A 16,685-nucleotide genomic window follows, 5' to 3' on the forward strand; every position below is an offset into this window, starting at 1 on the left:
GCTCACCTCCGGGAAAGACGGGCGATTTCGCTGCGGATGTGGGCGATAGCACGTTCCTCGGCCTCCGCGGCCCGTTGCAGGGCGCGCGCGTCGTAGTTGCTGCGGCCGCGCCAATCCGACGTCCACAGCCGGTCGCCGCGGGAGCGGTTCATGCTCGAGTCGACCGCGAGCAGGATCTCCGGGTCGTTGATGATCATCCGCTGCTCGGCCAGGCCGAGTCGTTCGAACCCGGGCAGCTCGACGATCAGCCGGAGCGGGTAGACGTGGTCGACGTCCAGCGCTCCCGAGGGCGGGGGCAGCAGGGAGATCTGGTCGACCTTGCCCCGGCGCAGCACGGCGTACCGGGCGCGCTCGGTCACCGTGCGGGCGCGCATCCGGTCGTACAGGGGGAGGCTCGCGTCCGCGAGGTTGTCGAGAGCCCGCTCTTCGGCGGTCGCGAGCCTGTTGAATTCCGCTCCCGGAACGCCCCCGGCGGCCCGGACTTCCCGCAGTGTCAGTGTTTCGGGCTCGCGGCCGGGGAACACGTCCGCGAGGACGGCCTGTTCGTGCTCGGTGAGTGCTTCGAAGTTGATCGTTGGATGGCCGGGGACCTGCGCCGCTCTCAGCCGCTCCACCACGGCCGGGTACTCCTCGGCGAGGACACGCGCCGCGGCGGCCTGCTCCTGGGCGAAGCGGACTCCGGCGCGGGCGGCCGCGATCTTTTCCAGCGCGGCCGGGGACATCTCCCGGCTTCCGGGGATGGTCGTGCCGCAGAGGCTCCGCCTGCTGAACCGGCACCACGTGCCGTCCTCCCGGCGGCGCCAGGTGTGACCGTTGCCGAGGTCGACCTCGTCGACGTACCCGTCGGCGGTGCTGGCCTGCGGCTCGCTGCGGCGCACGATGTCGAACTCCGCCTCGAGCTGCTCGGTGCGCAACGCCGCGCCGTCCTCGATGGCCGAGCTCTCGGCCAGCAGGCGGGTCTGGGCTTCGGAACCGGACGGCGCGGTGCCGGGCGGGTGTCCGAGCACCTCCCGCAACTCGGCGTTGAGTTCCTGGCGCAGCGCTCCCGCCTCGTCGGCGGTGAGGTGGCTCTCCAGCTGCCCCAGCAGGCGGTCGACTTCGGCGGTCTGCCCCGCCTGCGCCGCCCGGCGGGCGTCCGCCAGCAGCGCCGACGCGCCCGCTTCGGCCAGCTTCCGCTCGATGCCCTGGCCGACGACGGCGTTCCAGAGCCGGCTCGCGCCCGCGCCCGCCAGCGGCATCGCGGCGCCCAGGAGACCGCCGGTCGCCAGGCCCGTCAGCCCGGCCACCAAGGCGGCTTCGCCGACCCGGACCAGGCCGGACCAGACGCCGCGGCGCCAGGTGGCCTCGTCGGTCATCGTGCCGAACGCTTCGCTCACCGCGCCGGAGAACGCACCGTCCAAAGCGGACTCGACGGCGCCGGCCGCGACCCGCCTGGCCAGCGACGAACCGGCCTCGACCGCGGCCCCGCTCGCCTCCTCGGCGACAGCTCCGGCGACGCGGGCGGCCCCGCTCGTCAGCGCGTGCCCGCCGACGCCCAGCAGCTGCGCGCCGCGGGCGGCCAGGGAGGCGCCGACCACCGCCAGCGCCGCGTCGACCGCGCCGAGCAGCGCGTCCCGGGCGCCGGTCGCCGACGCGGCGGTGTAGAAGTCGCCGCCGATCATCTCCCGGGTGATCACGCGGGAACCGGCGCCCGCGGCCGCGGCGAGCGCGACCACGCCCGGTGTCGCGGCGCCGCCGGTCGCGGCGATCACGACGACACCCGCGACCGTCGCCGCGATCATGCCCGCCAGCTCGCCCACCGTGTTGCTCGCCTGCTCGAACTCGCCCGCCCGGCCGGTGAACCGGTCGTGCAAGGCCGCCAGCGCCGCGAAGTCCACAGCGGACAGCGTGCGGGCGGCCCGCAGCGGCTCGAACCGCGCGGCGAACTCGCGTCCGGCGGCCACCATCGTCTCGTCGGCCTCGGTGAACCCGGCGGCCCCGCCGCGGTCAAGGCCCAGTTTGTCCTGCTCCTGCCGGTACATCAGCTCGGCCGCGCGGAACCGGCCTTCGCCGGTGGCCATCTCGTCGCGGGTCGGGTCGCTGCCGAGCACCGCCCACAGGACGCGCTGGTAGCCGGCGTCGTCGAAGGAGATGTGCAGGGTCGTCTGGGACGACCGCAGCTGCGCTTCGAACTCGCGGTACGCGGTGACCGCGGCGGCTTCGGCTTCCGTCGGCGGCCCGATCCGCGGCTCGGTGACCAGCAGGTACCCGGTACGCAGCTGCCCACGCTGGTCGTCGGTGAGCTCCGACGCGGCCGTGGCGAGGACGTCGGCGTCGCCGGTGAACGCCAGGAGCGCGCGCAGCGGGATGTGCGCGGGATCGGCGAGGATCGTCTCCATGATCGCGCGCTGGTCGCCGTGGACCTGCGCGTAGACGCCGAACGGGTCGGGTGCGGTGGCCTGGTACCGGGCCCGCCAGGCGGGGTTGCGCGCGATGCGCACCAGCTCCACGAAGAACGGACCCCACTGCCCGCCCTGCAAGGCGTCGTTGAGGTGGCCCAGCGTCTCGACGAACGCGTCGGCGGTGACGGCGTCGGTCACCCGCATCCGCTGGTACGGGGTCAGCCCGTCGATGACCGCGGCGACCGCCGGGTCGGCCAGCAGCTCACGGCGGAGCCGCTCGTCTTCGGCCTGGTCGGCGGCCGACGGCCCGCCGGGCCCGGGCGCGGTGGTGCGCGGTGCGTGCAAGCCGATCAGCGCGGCGCGGAGGGTGTCGACGTCGCCGCCGGCCATGAGGACGCGCTGCTTGGCGGTCTCGAACGCCTGCCGTCGCGCCTCCGCGGGGGTCGCGAACTGGCCGAGCCGCTGCGCGTCGGCGGCGAACGCGCCCGCGTCGCCTCGGGCATCGGCGAGCCGGCCGAGGAAGCCCGTGGCGTCCAGCGTCCCGTCGCTGCCCCGGTCGAACCGCAGCAGCTTGTCGAGGTCGTCCAGCTCGCGCAGCCGCGCCTCGATCGTGGCCCGGTCGGCCGGGGGCAGGGCGCCGGCCTGCAGGGACGCGCGCAGCGTGCCGCGTTCCTGGAAGAGCTGGACGGCACGGTCGACGACGTCCTGGACGGCCGCCATGTCGTCGCGGCGGCCTTCGGTGGCTTCGCGCAGCCGGGCGATGAGCGCGTCGGCTTCGCTGCCGTACGCGAGGTTGCGCAGCAGATCGCGCCGGGAGTCGCTCATCAGGCTGGAGATCGCCGGTTCGTGCGCGGTGTAGAACTGACGGCGCTGGGTGGGGGAGAGGTCCATCAGCGAGTCGAAGACCGCGTCCTCCTCGTCGTGGAAAACGCCGGGGGCGCGGCGCAGCAGCTGTTCGGCCGCGGCGTACCGGCCGTCCGGCGTCGGGTCGATCAGCGACCGCGCCTGGAACTCCTCCTTCGGTTCCATGGCGGCGTAGACCGGCGAGAGCGCGGCGGTGTCGCCGCGGGCCACGGCCCGTTCGTCGGCGCTCGCCGCCCTGATCACGTCCAGCTGGGCCTGTTCCAGTTCGCGCCAGCCCTCGTCGTAGAACCGGAGCCGCTCGACCAGCGTGAGGGCGGGCCACAGCAGCCGGATCCCGTGTTCGGCCTCGGGCGCGGGGCCCTGCGGGACCATGCCGAAGCCGTCGGGGTCGGCGATCGCCGCGGAGCCGCCGGTGAACAGCCAGCTCTCCAGCCGGGTACCGATCGCGGCGTTGACCGTGCCGCGCAGGGCGGTCAGCTCGGGCCGGGTGTGCCCGTCGAGCAGCCGGACCACGCCGGGGACGTCGTCACCGCGGACGGCGGTGATGATCGCGGGTGCCGCGGAGGTGTCCGGCGCGGGCGGACCGTCGCGGTGCACTCGCGCCAATGCGGAGTCCACTGTGGACACCGTGCCACCGGCCAGGAAGGCCTCGGCGGCTCGTTCGGCGGCCCGTTCGGCCGGGTCGGCGGGGTGGCTCAGCCACGACCCGGCCGCCCGCGGCCCGCCACCCTGGACGACGTGGGTGAGCTCGTGCGCCAGCAGCCGCTGCCCGCGCACGGTTTCCGGCCGGTACTCGCCGCGGGCGAAGTAGACGTCGTCGCCGATGGTGAACGCCCGGGCGCTGATGACCTCGGAGGCGGCCGCCGCGGCGCTGTCGGTGTGCAGCCGCACGTCGCCGAAGTCCGCGCCGAAGCGGTCTTCGGCGACCGAGCGGAACGCGTCCGGCAGGCCACTGCCCGCGCCGCTGCGGTCCAGGGCACCGAGGAACGCGGGTGAAGGCCCGGCCGTCCCGGTGGCCGACCGGCGGACCGGGTACTCCGGTTCTTCGTCGGTGCAGGAGCATGGGGCGCCGCCGCAGCGCCGGACCGGCGTCTCGATCGCCGACCGGTGGACGCGAAGTTCCGGCTCTTCGTCTTCCGTGCAGGAGCACGGGCCGGGCCCGCACCGCCGGACCTGCGCACCGAGCAGCCGGGAAGCCGCGGCGTTGCCACCGGCCGTGAAGTCGGTTCCGCCCGGCAGCGGACCGCCGGAGAAGCGGCTGAGCGCCGCGTTCCCCACCGCCGCCTGCCGTGGTCCGCGCCCCTGCGGTACCTGCTCGGGTTCGGCCTGGCGCGCGGGCCCGATCCGCCGGGTCAGTTCGGTCATGGGCGCGGCCCTCCCGGTCGCGGGGGAACCCGCAGCGATACGGTCCGTTCGACGTCCACCCGCTCCGGACGCGGCGGCGGCGACGGCGGGCCACCGACGTCGAGACCTTCGCAGGTGCGTTGCAGCACCTGGGCGGCCCGGGCCAGCGCCGGGTCGGTGAGCGGGTTCTGGGCGATGCGCCGCCAGTGCGTGTGCAGCTCCGTCAGCGCCGCGCGGGCCGCCGTCGCCGGGGCGTCCGGCGGCAGGCCCAGCCTGGTGGCGGGCGCCGCGCCGGCGCCGCCCAGGAGGCGTTCCATCTTCGCCAGCTCCGCCGGCGGGCCGGGGACCGCGCCCAGGCGGAGGTCGGTGAGCAGCCTGAGCTCGGTGAGCTCGTGGGCGTTGGCCCGCAGCCGTTCGACGGCCTGGCGCAGCCGCGGCGCCGCCGGGATCGGGTCCTCGCGGCAGACCGCCTCGACGAGCCTCAGCGCGCCGTCGGCCTTGAGCACGTCCCGCCGCTCGGCGAACTGGGTGAGCAGGAGGCGGCGCAGCTCGCCGAGCCCGCTGTGCTCCTCGAGTGCCGCCCGCAAGGCGTCCACAGTGGACGCCCCGGCGCGGACGCGGCCGAGGCTGAACCGGACGCCGTACACCCCGAGCACGTCCAGTAGCCGCTGCCGCGCTTCCGGGGTGACGTCGAGGCCGCGCACCGGCGAGGTGAACCGCCGCGTCGAGAGCAGGAGCGGCCGGGTCGTGGGCTCACCGGCGCCGGCGAGCGCCACCAGTGCGGTGAAGTCCTCAGTGGACAGTGTGGCCGCCGTCTCGGCGAGCAGCCCGGCGACCGGCAGCACCGTGTGCACCAGGCTGTGGATCCGCGGGTCGGCGCGGTAACCGGCGGCGACCCGAGCGGCGTGGCCGAGCGCGCCGGGATCGCCGCCGCCGAGCTCGTCGGCGCGCGACAGCACGCCCACCGCGTTGACCGGGGTGCCGCCCCCGGACGCCGCCTCGTGGAACGTGTCCAGGAAGTCCACATCGGACGAATGCAGGTGCCGCAGCAGGTACAGCACGGCGTCCACCGAGCCGGTCTCGCCGAGGAAGTCCTGGGTGCGCCGGCCCGCCGACTCGGTCAGCGAGCCCATGCCGGGCGTGTCGACGAGGATCATCCGGCTCAGCCACGCCGAAGGCAGCGCGACCTCCACCCGGTCGAGGTCCTCGGCGCGCAGGCCGGCCAGCTCGAGGAGCCACTGCCCGCCGGAGTCGGTGACCTTCAGCGGGATCGGCGGCCCGGACCGCGGAAAGGCGGTCGCGGCCGGCTGCGGACCGTGCCGGTACCAGGTGACGATCTTCGTGCACTCGCCCGCGTCGGTGGCCGCCACCCGCGCCCCGACGAGCGCGTTGAGCAGCGTCGACTTGCCGGCCTTCACCCGCCCGGCCAGCGCCACGCGCAGCGGCCCGGCCAGCTGCCGGACGGCTTGCCCGAGCCGCGCTTCGGCGGGACGTCCCCGGTAGGCGTGCGCGGCTTCGGTGAGCAGCGACCGTGCCTGCGCGGGCAGTCCGGGCGTCATCGCGCACCGCCGGCGAACCGGTCCGCAGCAGCTGGTCTCGCGCGTCCGAGGTTCGTTGACAGCGGCCCGGGTGCGCCCCAATGTGGCGTTCGGTGCGTCCAGCGCACCCAATGTGGCGTTCGGTGCGTCCAGCGCACCCAATGTGGCGTTCGGTGCGTTGGACGCAACCAACGCCACATTGGGGCGCTCCGCCCGAACGTCCAACAGCTTGTGACGCGCGCCACTATCGGCCGCGCCCCGGCCAGCTTGGGCTGGCTGGTTTGTGCGGGCAGCCCCGGCGTCATCGCGCACCGCCGGTGAACCGGTCGGCGGTAACCAGCAGCGCGTTGACGCGATCCAGCTCCGCCTTCGCCGCCGCACCACGGGCTGCCGCGTCGCCGTCGGCCGTACTGGCCGCCCTGGCCACCGCCGCCTGCTCGTGCTTGACCGCCGACACCAGCTCGGCGGCCTGGTCGAGGTAGTAGTCGCGGATGCGGCTGCGGCTGTGCCGGATCAGGTCCAGGGACGCGCGGTGGGCGTCGGCGCGGGCCTGGTTGAGGTAGTTCACGACCGTCCGCACCGCTTCGTTGCGGGCCGCGTCCAGCCTTGTGTTCCGGTAGCTGCGCACCGCCTTCACCGCGAAGATGCTGCCGAGCACCGCGGTCACCGGCAGCGCGATCAGCAGGCCGGGGTGCAGCGTCGTGACGAGCAGCGTCGTGACCACCGAGCTGGACAGCGACCAGCCGCGGGCGGCGTGCATGCCGACCTCCAGCTTGCTGCCCGCCCGCGCGCCGAGCTGACCGACCTGGACGTCGCTCGACGGCGCCACCGTGCGGTCGCCCAGCGCCCCCACCTCGTCGGCCGAGGCGTCGAACAGGGCGCCGATCTCCTCGGCCAGCTCGTCGATCGAGCGGAGCAGCGACGCGTGCGCGTCGGTCAGCTCCTCGTTGGTGCGGCGGTAGATCCGGGGCACGATCCCCGCCCACTCGCGCGTGGGGTCGCTTTCGCGGATGCCCCGGGTCAGCTCGGCCTCCAGCTGCCGCGTCCGGGTGGCCAGCTCGCTCTCCATCCGCACCTGGATGTCGGCGAACCGGTCGGTGATCGTGTTGAGCCAGCGCGAAGACGGGCTCGCCAGCCCCCGGGCGCGCTCGGCCCGGCGCTCGGTGTCCGGCCGCTGTTCCGGCCGTGTCAACGTGCTGTGCTCGGCGGCGAGGGAACCCGCGACCTGCCGCAGCGCGGTGCGGACCAGGGCCGCGGCGGCCGGCGCGGACTTGGCCGACCGTTCCGCCGCGCGCCACGCGCGCAGCCGGTCGGCCAGGACGGGGTAGCCGGATTCGGCGTTGAGCGCGGGATCCCCGGTGGTGACGGCCAGTTCGCGCAGCGGTGCCGACACCGCGACGATCTCGGCGTCGATCCCGGCGGCGCGCAGGTGTTCGCGGTCGAGGTCGAGGATGCGCCGCCAGTGCGGGTAGAAGTCGATCTTGGTCAGGGCGACCAGCAGCGTGGGACAGGCTTCGACGGCGTGCCGGAGGAACTCGACCTCCGTGGCGGTGAGCTCCTGCGACGCGTCGGTCACCATGATCACGCCGTCGGCCAGCGCGAGGGCGCGCATGGTCGCGGCCGCGGCGGCCGCCGCGAACCCGCCGCCGAGGCCCGGCGTGTCGGCGAGCACCAGCCCCTCGGCGAGGAGCTGCCGGGGGAGCGCGACTTCGACCGCGCGCAACCGGGTGCCATCCCCCGTGAGCCCGGTGCGCCCGTGCTCGGCGGCCGCCCGGACGTCCACCGGCCGCGGGCCGGCGGACTCGTCGTCGGGCACCAGCGTGGCGCCCGCCCGTTCGCCGTGGCGCACCAGCGTGGGCACCGCGCTGAACACCACCGGGTCGGTCCCGCACACCTCGACCCCGAGCAACGCGTTGACCAGCGTGCTCTTGCCCTTCTTGAACTCGCCCGCCACGAGCACGTGCCAGGCGCCGGAGGTCAGCCGGTGCTTGCACGCCACCAGCTTCTCGGCGAGGTCTTCGCGCCCGGCCGAGCGGGTCTCGCCGACGGCGGCGTCGAGCAGGGTGAGCAGGTCGGCGGTGTCCGCGGCGGAGGTCATGGTCAGTGCGCCCCGGAGACGTCGTGGTGGTCCGCCGGGTCGGCGTGGTGGTCGTCGAGCTGGGCGGACCACTGTTCCGCGTGGTGCAGGGCGTCGTCGACGCCGTCGTGGTCGAGGTCGTCGAGGGTGCCGCTCAGGTGGTCCGGTTCCGGCTCCGGCTCCGGTTCGGCAGGCGCTTCGGGAACGTGCGGTGCGGGTTCGGCGGCGGTGAGCTGCTGGCTCGCGGTGACCACGGCCGGATCGGCGTCGAGCACGGCGGGATCGTTGGCCAGGTGGTACTGGAAGTCGTCGACGACGTGCGCGGCGGGCGCGGGCGCCGGGTGGGAGCCGGCCGCGCCGTCCGAGACGCCGGGGATCACGACGGCGTACTGGAACCGCTTGGTGTTCGCCTCCCAGGAGCCGACGCCGTACTGCGTGCCCTTCGCCTCCATGGTCCGGCCGTTGCCGAGGCTGATCGCCACGTGGTTGTGCGCCGGGAGGCCCTTGTCGGGATCGGAGGAGAAGCTGAACAGCAGAGCGCCCGGCGTGTGGATCCCCTGTTCCACCGGGATCGTGAAGCCCCGCTTGTGCAGGAACTCGTACTGCTCCCACGCGGTGCGCGGCAGGTCGACGCCGACCTGGTGGGTGGCCCACTGCACCAGGTCCGAGCAGTCGAACGCGGCCGGGTCGGGGTCGTTCATGCCGGCGTGGGCGCCCCAGACGTAGTGGTCGCCGGTCTGGGCCACGGCGACGTCGAGGAACCGCTGCAGCTTCGAGGCGTCCCCGACGGCGGCCGGGTGGCCGGACGCCGGGTGGTCGCCGGAAGCCGGCGGCTCGTCCCCGAGCGGGATGCCGTACTCCTGCCCGGCCCGCCCGCCCGTCCCGTCCGTCGCCGCGGCGGTGTGCACGCCGTTGCCGGGATCGGGCTCGTCCAGGGGGATTCCGTACTCCTCACCGGCGCGGGCACCGGGCGCCGGGCCGGTGCCGGCGGCCGGGTGCGAGACGACGACGGCGTCGCTGCCGTCGCCGGTCGCGGGCCCCGCCGGCTTCCCGCCGCCCGTGGGCGACCCGGCGCCGACGTGGTCGCCGTAGCCCGCGGTGCCGGTCCACATGCCGTGGCCGCTGCCGTCGCCGTAGGCCACCGCGGCCGCTTCGGCCTGTGCCCGGTACCGCAGGTAGCGCGCGGAAAGCCCGCCGTGCGTCGTGGTCCACGGCGAGATGTCCGCGCCGCCGTGGGACACCGCGTACGCCGCCTTCGCGTTCGTGAGCGGGTCGTAGAGGTCGCCTTGGCCGAGCGCGGCGTGGGAGCGCACGTTGATCTGCCACAGGCCACGGCTGTCCTCGCCGTGGGGGTTGTGCGCCCCGCTGTTGCCCCCGGACTCCGCGAGGGCGACCGCGGTCATCGTCGCGGCGCGATCCGGGGAAAAACCGGCTTCGCGGGCGAACGCGTAAATCTGCTCGGCCGTAAATCGCGCCACGACCCCATACTAGGGTGGCCGATCGGTTCGTGGTGGCGTTCCGCCTGGCCGGTGCTAGGTTCGAGGCGGACCGACAGGGGGTGACGTGGCAGAGGAAGCTCCGCCGTGGCAGTTCATGGCCGACATCCTGCTGCAACGCGAAGCACTCCTGTGCCGGCTCGGGGAAGGGCTGCTGCCCCACGATTTCGCCGGTCTCTACGTGGTTTCCGAAGAAATCGACCGTATTCTGCGTGCTCTGCCGGGGATTTCGGGGCCGTCCGCGGAACGGGCCGAGGCGCTGGCGCGGCAGCTCGAACCGGGATTGACCACGGCTCGTCAGCAATTCTCCGAATACCTGGCCGGCACGTCCGTCTTCGCCGGAATCGTGCGGCACGCGCGGCTCGACGAATTGTCGGCGCAAACCCTCGCCCTGCTCGCCGCGGTGGAATGTTCACCGCACCGGATGCGGTTGGTGGCCTATTTTCAGGACAATGTCCAGCTGCCCCGGCTCACCTTCGCGAGCCTGGGGCGGCTGCTCGGCGACGGCGCCCGGGCGCTGGCCCCGGACGCCCCGCTGCGCCGCGCCGAACTCGCCGAGTCCGGCGCCGAAGGGCCGTGGGCCACACGGATGTGCTGGCCCGCACCGCGAGTCCTGTGGGCCCTGACCGGCGACGACTCCGCGGATCCCGCGCTGCCCCCGGGCGCCCGGCGGTTGCCCGCGTCCGAGGACGGCGTTCCGGCGCCGCCGCACCTGCTCCTGGTCGCGGGCGCGGACCGGGCCAGCCGGCTGGCGGCGGCCAGGAAAGCGTTGCCGCACAAGCCGTTCCTCGTATCTCCTCTGCCCGCGAACGACGCGGAGTGGGCCGCCGTGGTGCGCGAAGCCGGGCTCGGTGGCCGCGCGGCTTTCCTGGAGCTGACCGCCCCGCTCACGCGCGCCGCCGCCGACCGGATCGACCGCGCCGCGCACCTGGACTGGGTGCTCGGCTCGGCGGGCGAACTGGCCCTGGACACGCTGCCGGACCGGCCGTGGACCGAGCTGCGGCTCGAGTCGGCCGTGGCGGACGAAGCCGACTGGCAAGCGGCGTTCGGCACCCGGCCCGAACCCGCGTACCTGCTGAGCCGCGACCAGATCCGGCTGGTCGGCGCGGCCGCGGGCGGCGATCCCGCCCGGCTCGAGGCGGGCGTGCGGCGGCTGGCCGGCGGGCACCTCGACGGCCTCGCGGTCCGCATCCGCCCGCGGCGGCGGCCCGAGGACCTGGTGCTCCCCGACGACCGGACCGCGCAGCTGGACGAGCTGGTCGCGCGGTTCCGGCTGCGGCGGATCGTCCACGACGACTGGGGTTTCGCGCCGGTGGCCGCCGCGGGGGTGGTCGCGCTGTTCGCCGGCCCGTCCGGCACCGGCAAGACGCTCGCCGCGGAGATCGTGGCCGGACGGCTCGGGCTCGACCTCTACAAAGTCGACTTGTCGTCCGTGGTGAGCAAGTACATCGGCGAGACCGAGAAGAACCTCGAGCGGATCTTCGGTGCCGCGTCCGCCGGCGATCTCGTGCTGTTCTTCGACGAGGCCGACGCGCTGTTCGGCAAGCGCTCGGAGGTCTCCGACGCGCATGACCGGTACGCCAACATCGAGGTCGCCTACCTGCTGCAACGCCTGGAGGCCTACCAGGGGCTGGTCGTGCTCGCGACCAACCTGCAACGCAACATCGACGACGCGTTCCTGCGGCGGATCTCGGTGGCGGTGGACTTCGAACCCCCGGACGAGCGGCGGCGACGGCTGATCTGGGAGCGCGCCTTCCCGGCCGGCGCGCCGCTGGGCGAACCCCTCGACTTCGACTTCCTCGCCCGCCAGTTCCGCGTCACCGGCGGGGTCATCCGCAACGCGGCGCTGGGCGCGGCGTTCCTCGCCGCCGAGGACGGCGCCGCCGTGACGATGGACCGCGTGGCGCTGGCCCTCAAGCGCGAGTTCCAGAAGCTGGGCCGGCTGCGGACGGAGGCCGAGTTCGGCCCGTACTTCCCACTGGTGAACGGGGACGACGATGCTGCACCTGCTTGACGAGTCGCTGGAGGAGTTCCTGCGCGCCACCGTCGGCCCGGTGGCCAAGCGGGAGGTCGACGTCGCCTTCGCCGCGCCGGACAAGGACTGGGCCGCCAAGGTCTCCCGGCCGACGCTGAACCTCTACCTGTGGGACGTGCGGCGCAACCTCGACGACCGCGAATTCGGCGTGGAGACGGTCGCCGGCGCGGACGGGGCACGCTACCGGCGGGCGCGGCTGCCGCGGGTGGACTGCCGGTACCTGGTCACCGCGTGGACGTCCGACATCCGCGACGAGCATTCGCTGCTGGGCGACGCCCTCGCGGTGTTCCTGCGGTACCCGGAGCTGGAGAGCCGTTACCTGCGTGGGGCCTACCAGGCCGTGCGGCCGCTGCCGTCGATCGAGGTCGGCGCGGGCGACGGCCGCGACAACTCGGACTTCTGGTCGGCGCTGGGCGGCCAGCTCAAACCCGGGCTCGACATCACCGTGACGGCCACTGTGGACAGTGCGCTGCTCGTCCCGGTGGGCGAGGAGGTCCAGCGGTACGAGGTCGCCGTGACACCGGCCGGCTCGGCGCCCGAGAACCGCCTGTTCGTCGGCGGCCACAGCACCGCCGCGCCCGGCACCGTCGTCTCGACCCCGCACGGCGCCACGACGGTGGCCGACGACGGAACCTTCGTCGTCGCCGCGGAAGTGGGTGACGAGCTGGCGGTCGACGGGCAGCGGCGGGGCCGGGTCGAGGAGACCGGCCCGGGGCTCAGTCCCCCGGGCAGCTGACGTCCTGCCGGGGAGCCTCCAGCGTAAGCAGGTAGCGGTCCACCGTCGTCCGCGTGCAGGCAGTGCGCGCGAAGACGGCGTGGCCGGAACCTTCGAAGGTCAGCAGGGTGGTGTTCGCCGCGGCCTGGCGGTGGACGCCGACCGCCCAGGCGTACGGGGTCGCCGGGTCGAAGCGGGAGTTCACCAGCAGGATCCGCGGTGCTCGCGAGATGTTCAGCCGGTGCGGCGGGTTCGCGGGCGGCCCCGGGAGACCGAGGCACGTGGTGGCTTCGTAGTGACCGATCGAACGGCCGCGCATCAGCGGCGCCCGGCGCAGCTCTTCGGCGTGCAACGCGGAGTACTGGGCGAAGGTCCCGATCCGCAGGTCGAAGTCCTGGCAGACGACGGCCAGCCGGATCGACCGGTAGTTGTAGGAGAACTGGGCCGTCATCGGCGGCCGGCCGGCCGCGGTGTCCGCGATCACCCGGGCCACGTCGTCCCAGTCCGGGGTGTACATGTCCGAGAACACCCGGTCGGGAAGCCAGTCGGGCTCCGGCATCCCGTCGGCGACGGCGAGGGCCTGCTTCCAGGTGGCCACGACGTCCCGGCCGTGCAGCGCACAGGTCGCCGTCCGGTCGCACCACGCGGCGAACTGCCGGAACAGCTCTTCCGCGGAGGCGGCCCGGTCGACCATGAACCGCCGGACGTCGACGCTGTGGTCGATGACGCTGTCCAGCACCATCGCCCGCACCCGGTCGCCGTACTGCTCGGCGTACTGCTGGCCGAGCAGCGTGCCGTAGGAGATGCCGAGGACGCTGAGCTTGTCTTCCCCCAGCGCGCGGCGGACGGCGTCGAGGTCCCGGGCGTTGACGGCGGTGTCGGCGTGGTCGAAGACGGGCTGGTTGCGGGCCCGGCAATCGGCGATCGCCTGCCGGCTGTACTGCCGGAGAGCGTCGAACTCCGCGCGGTTCGCGGGTTCGTCGCTCGGCGGGGCGACCGAGTCGTCGCACTCGATGAACGAGCTGCGGCCGGTTCCGCGCAGGTCGAGGCCCACGATGTCGAACCGGGCCAGGATCTCCGGGCTGAACTTGTGGCCCGCGGCCAGCGCGAACTCCGCGTCCGAACTGCCGGGACCACCGGCATCGATCATCAGCACGCCGATGCGGTGCGCGGGATCGGTGGCCCGGTGCCGGGCCAGCGCGAGGTCGATCGCCGGCCCCCACGGCCGGTTCCACTCCAGGGGCACCCGCAGCGTGCCGCACTCGCCGTCCGGCGGCTCGGGACTGTCCGGGTCGTCGGGACAGGCCGTCCAGGTGATCGGCGACGGCGACCAGCCGGTGCCCGCCACGGCGGGTGTGCCGGCGACCGGCAGGAGAGCGCTTACCAGGACCGCCAAGAGAACCCGCACAGTTGCCCCTCCCCGCGTCGACCCGGCCCACCGTAGGGGTCCCGCGGTCCGGCCCACAAGCCGGGGCTACTCCGGCGTCGCTTCGTCGTGGCCGGGCTCCGGATCCGGTGCGCCGCGACGCTGTTTCCGTGCGCCTGAACGGCGTAGCGGGAACCGGCGTGTGTCGGAACCGGGGGCGGACCGGGGCTCACGGGCAGCCGCCCGGCGCGCACCGACGACGGTGATGATCAGGTGGTCGAGGGACGACATCGAAGCCTCTCAGCACAAGTCCGCGGACCCCTCCGGCACGATCTACCCCGGCGCCGCGGTCCGGAAACGCGGGGCCGCGAGGTCATTCTCCGCCGGTCGGGCCGGGCGGCGGGAAACGGTTACGGAGTCGGAAGCCGGGATCATCGAACCGGTTCGATTTCGGGTTGCGAATCAGGCGTGGCGTGGACGGGCGCCGGTGCTGGAGCGCAGCGAGATCGGCGGCTCCAGCAGGGCGTGCCGCGGGGCGGCGTCGCCGTCGGCGATCTGGGCCAGGAGCAGGTCGACGGCCAGCCGGCCCAGCTCGACGGCCGGCACGTCGGCCGCGGTGAGCGGCGGGTGGAAGTCCTCGGCCAGCCGCTCGGCGATGACGCCGGTGAGCGAGAAGTCGCGGGGCACTTCCAGCCCGGCCCGGTGCAGGGCGCGCTGGACGCCAGGCAGGGCGGCTTCGTTGATCGTCACCGCCGCGGTCACCGAAGGCCACTGCGTGCGGATCTCTTCGAAGCAGGCCAGGCCGGCGGCCGCTTCGTCCGCGCAGCACACGGTGCGCGCGGTGAGCCCGCGCGCGGCCGTGGCCTCGAGGAAGCCGGTCGCCGAACGCAGGGCGGGGCCGTAGCCCGCGGCGACGAGCTCGGCCGACCGGTTGATGAGCACGACCTCCTCGTGCCCGAGGTCGGCGAGGTGGTGCACGCAGCGCGTGATCAGGGCGCCGTAGTCGACGTCGACCCACCAGGACGCCCCCGGGTGCTCGACGTGGCCGATGGTCACGAACGGCAGGCTCGCCTGGCTCAGCCGCTCGACCCGCGGGTCTTCGAGGAGGATCTCCATCAGGATCACGCCGTCGACCCGCCGCCCGGTGACGATGCGCTCGAACGAGCGGTCGTGGTCGCCGCCGCTGGGGGAGAGCAGGACGTCGAGGTCGTGGGCGGCGGCCGCGTCGACGACACTGCCGACGAACCCCAGCTGGACGTCGGTCAGCCGGCGGCTGGCCGGGGGCACGACCAGGCCCAGGGTGCGCGTGCGGCCTTCGGCCAGCGCGCGGGCGCTGGCGTTGGGCCGGTAGCCGAGTTCGGCGATGACGTCGTTGATGCGCTGCACGGTGGCCGCCGAAACCGGCCGCTTGCCGCTGAGGGCGTAGGACACGGTGCTGCGCGAAACTCCCGCGCGCCGCGCGATCTCCCCGATGTTCATGCCACTCCCGACCCGTCGTCCAGAACCGGTTCGATCGTAGTACACGCAGTATTGCGCAGTGGTGCCTTCGCGGTTTACGGTGACGCCGCTCGCCAGCATCGAACCGGTTCGATGCGGCCGGGAACGTCGTCGCAGGTGCCGACAGGAAGGACCTCCCATGAAGCGTCACCCGATCATCCGGCTGCTGGCTGTGGCCGTCGCCGCGACGACACTGGCCGCCTGCTCCTCCGGAACGGCTCCCACCGCGACCGGCGGCGGTACTTTCGCGGTCTGGGACCCCTACCCGCAGTTCGACGCGAGCTCCGCGTGGGCGAAGGTCATCGACAAGTGCGGCGCCGAAGCCGGCGTCAAGATCGCGAGGCAGGCGTTCGACACGACCGACCTCACCAACAAGGTGCTGCTCGCCGCCCAGCAGAACACGGCCCCGAACGTGCTGGTGGTGGACAACCCGGTGGTCTCGACCCTGGCCGAGGCCGGGGTGCTGAAGTCCAATTCCGACACCGGCCTCGACGCCGCGCAGGTCGCCCCGAACCTGCTGGCCGCCGCCGACGTCAAGGGCCAGGTGTACGGCGTCCCGATCGGCGCGAACACGTTGGCGCTGTATTACAACAAGAAGGTGCTGACCGCGGCCGGCGTCGACCCGGCGTCGGTGAAGGACTGGGCGTCGCTCAACGCGGCACTGGCCAAGGTGAAGGCCGCGGGCAAGAAGGGCATCACGTTCTCCGCCATCGGCACCGAGGAAGGCACCTTCCAGTTCCTCCCGTGGTTCTGGGGCGCGGGCGCGAACCTGACCGACCTGTCCTCGGCCGACGCCGTCTCGGCGCTCACGCAGTGGAAGTCCTGGCTGGACCAGGGTTACGCGCCGAACTCCGTCGTCGGCAACACGCAGACCACCAGCTGGCAGGAGTTCGCCACCGGCGACTACGCCTTCGCCGAGAACGGGACCTGGCAGCTGCAGAACGCGAAGAAGGCCGGCTTCGACTACGGCGTCCTCGCGATCCCGGGCCGCACCGGGGGAGCGGCCCCGGCCCCGACCGGCGGCGAGTTCGTCACCGTGCCCGCCCAGAGCAGCCCGGACGCCGAGAAGACCGCGGGCAAGATCGCGTCCTGCCTGACCAGCCCGGCCAACGTCCTCGACTCCGATTCGGCGCTGACCTACGTCTCCGCGGTGCCGTCCGTGCAGGAGAAGCAGGTCGCCGCCCAGCCGGAGCTGAAGGTGTGGGTCGACGCGGTGAAGGTCGCGAAGGGCCGCACGGGCGACAACCTCGGCACGCGCTACCCGCGGATCTCGGAGCCGCTGTGGGGTGCCGTGCAGTCCGCGCTGACCGGCGCGAAGGCCCCCGGCGCCGCGCTCTCGGCCGCGCAGGCGACCGCCGCCGCGGCGAAGTAG

At 73.9% G+C, this 16,685-nt stretch carries 9 protein-coding genes; 3 read left to right on the plus strand and 6 right to left on the minus strand.

The genetic code is table 11. From position 1 onward, the window contains the following. Window positions 1-2: 2 nt before the first annotated feature. From AB0G28_RS40575 to AB0G28_RS40590, 4 genes are all read right to left on the minus strand, one after another. A complete protein-coding gene (locus AB0G28_RS40575) occupies window positions 3-4,610 on the minus strand; it encodes a DUF4157 domain-containing protein (protein WP_361102466.1) in 4,608 nt (1,535 codons plus the stop codon). Next, a complete protein-coding gene (locus AB0G28_RS40580) occupies window positions 4,607-6,148 on the minus strand; it encodes a GTPase (protein ID WP_361102470.1) in 1,542 nt (513 codons plus the stop codon). The genes AB0G28_RS40575 and AB0G28_RS40580 overlap by 4 nt, the downstream gene beginning before the upstream one ends. Before the next feature lie 280 nt (window positions 6,149-6,428). Continuing rightward, a complete protein-coding gene (locus AB0G28_RS40585; RefSeq protein WP_361102473.1) occupies window positions 6,429-8,225 on the minus strand; it encodes a dynamin family protein in 1,797 nt (598 codons plus the stop codon). Between the two features lie 2 nt (window positions 8,226-8,227). After that, window positions 8,228-9,682 (minus strand): NlpC/P60 family protein, encoded by a 1,455-nt coding sequence (locus AB0G28_RS40590; protein ID WP_361102475.1) that lies wholly within the window; start codon window positions 9,680-9,682, stop codon window positions 8,228-8,230. An 85-nt stretch (window positions 9,683-9,767) separates the two neighbouring features. Here AB0G28_RS40590 and AB0G28_RS40595 point away from each other — a divergent pair, with 85 nt between their 5' ends. Beyond that, entirely contained in the window at window positions 9,768-11,714 is a 1,947-nt protein-coding gene (locus tag AB0G28_RS40595) for an ATP-binding protein (RefSeq protein WP_361102478.1), read from the plus strand. Then, a complete protein-coding gene (locus tag AB0G28_RS40600) occupies window positions 11,698-12,471 on the plus strand; it encodes a DUF4255 domain-containing protein (RefSeq protein ID WP_361102481.1) in 774 nt (257 codons plus the stop codon). Before AB0G28_RS40595 ends, AB0G28_RS40600 begins: the two co-directional genes overlap by 17 nt. Here the strand turns inward: AB0G28_RS40600 and AB0G28_RS40605 are convergent. Both AB0G28_RS40605 and AB0G28_RS40610 read right to left on the minus strand, forming a co-directional pair. Then, window positions 12,452-13,858 (minus strand): alpha/beta hydrolase, encoded by a 1,407-nt coding sequence (locus AB0G28_RS40605; protein WP_361102484.1) that lies wholly within the window; start codon window positions 13,856-13,858, stop codon window positions 12,452-12,454. The two genes, AB0G28_RS40600 and AB0G28_RS40605, sit on opposite strands and share 20 nt — an antisense overlap. Window positions 13,859-14,278: 420 nt before the next feature. Beyond that, window positions 14,279-15,454, minus strand: coding sequence for a LacI family DNA-binding transcriptional regulator (locus AB0G28_RS40610; RefSeq protein WP_361102487.1), 1,176 nt, complete (start codon window positions 15,452-15,454; stop codon window positions 14,279-14,281). Here AB0G28_RS40610 and AB0G28_RS40615 point away from each other — a divergent pair. Then, window positions 15,453-16,685, plus strand: a complete 1,233-nt coding sequence (locus tag AB0G28_RS40615) for an extracellular solute-binding protein (RefSeq protein WP_361102490.1) — start codon at window positions 15,453-15,455, stop codon at window positions 16,683-16,685. The genes AB0G28_RS40610 and AB0G28_RS40615 overlap by 2 nt on opposite strands.

Origin of the sequence: Amycolatopsis sp. NPDC021455, assembly GCF_040640995.1 — a bacterium.
Lineage (GTDB): Bacteria > Actinomycetota > Actinomycetes > Mycobacteriales > Pseudonocardiaceae > Amycolatopsis.

Excerpts from the sequence above, each read along its gene's own strand:
- AB0G28_RS40610 (WP_361102487.1), bottom strand. The coding sequence starts at position 15,454 with ATGGGAGGTCCTTCCTGTCGGCACCTGCGACGACGTTCCCGGCCGCAT.
- AB0G28_RS40585 (WP_361102473.1), bottom strand. The coding sequence starts at position 8,225 with ATGACCTCCGCCGCGGACACCGCCGACCTGCTCACCCTGCTCGACGCC.
- AB0G28_RS40575 (WP_361102466.1), bottom strand. The coding sequence starts at position 4,610 with ATGACCGAACTGACCCGGCGGATCGGGCCCGCGCGCCAGGCCGAACCC.
- AB0G28_RS40580 (WP_361102470.1), bottom strand. The coding sequence starts at position 6,148 with ATGACGCCCGGACTGCCCGCGCAGGCACGGTCGCTGCTCACCGAAGCC.
- AB0G28_RS40615 (WP_361102490.1), top strand. The coding sequence starts at position 15,453 with ATGAAGCGTCACCCGATCATCCGGCTGCTGGCTGTGGCCGTCGCCGCG.
- AB0G28_RS40600 (WP_361102481.1), top strand. The coding sequence starts at position 11,698 with ATGCTGCACCTGCTTGACGAGTCGCTGGAGGAGTTCCTGCGCGCCACC.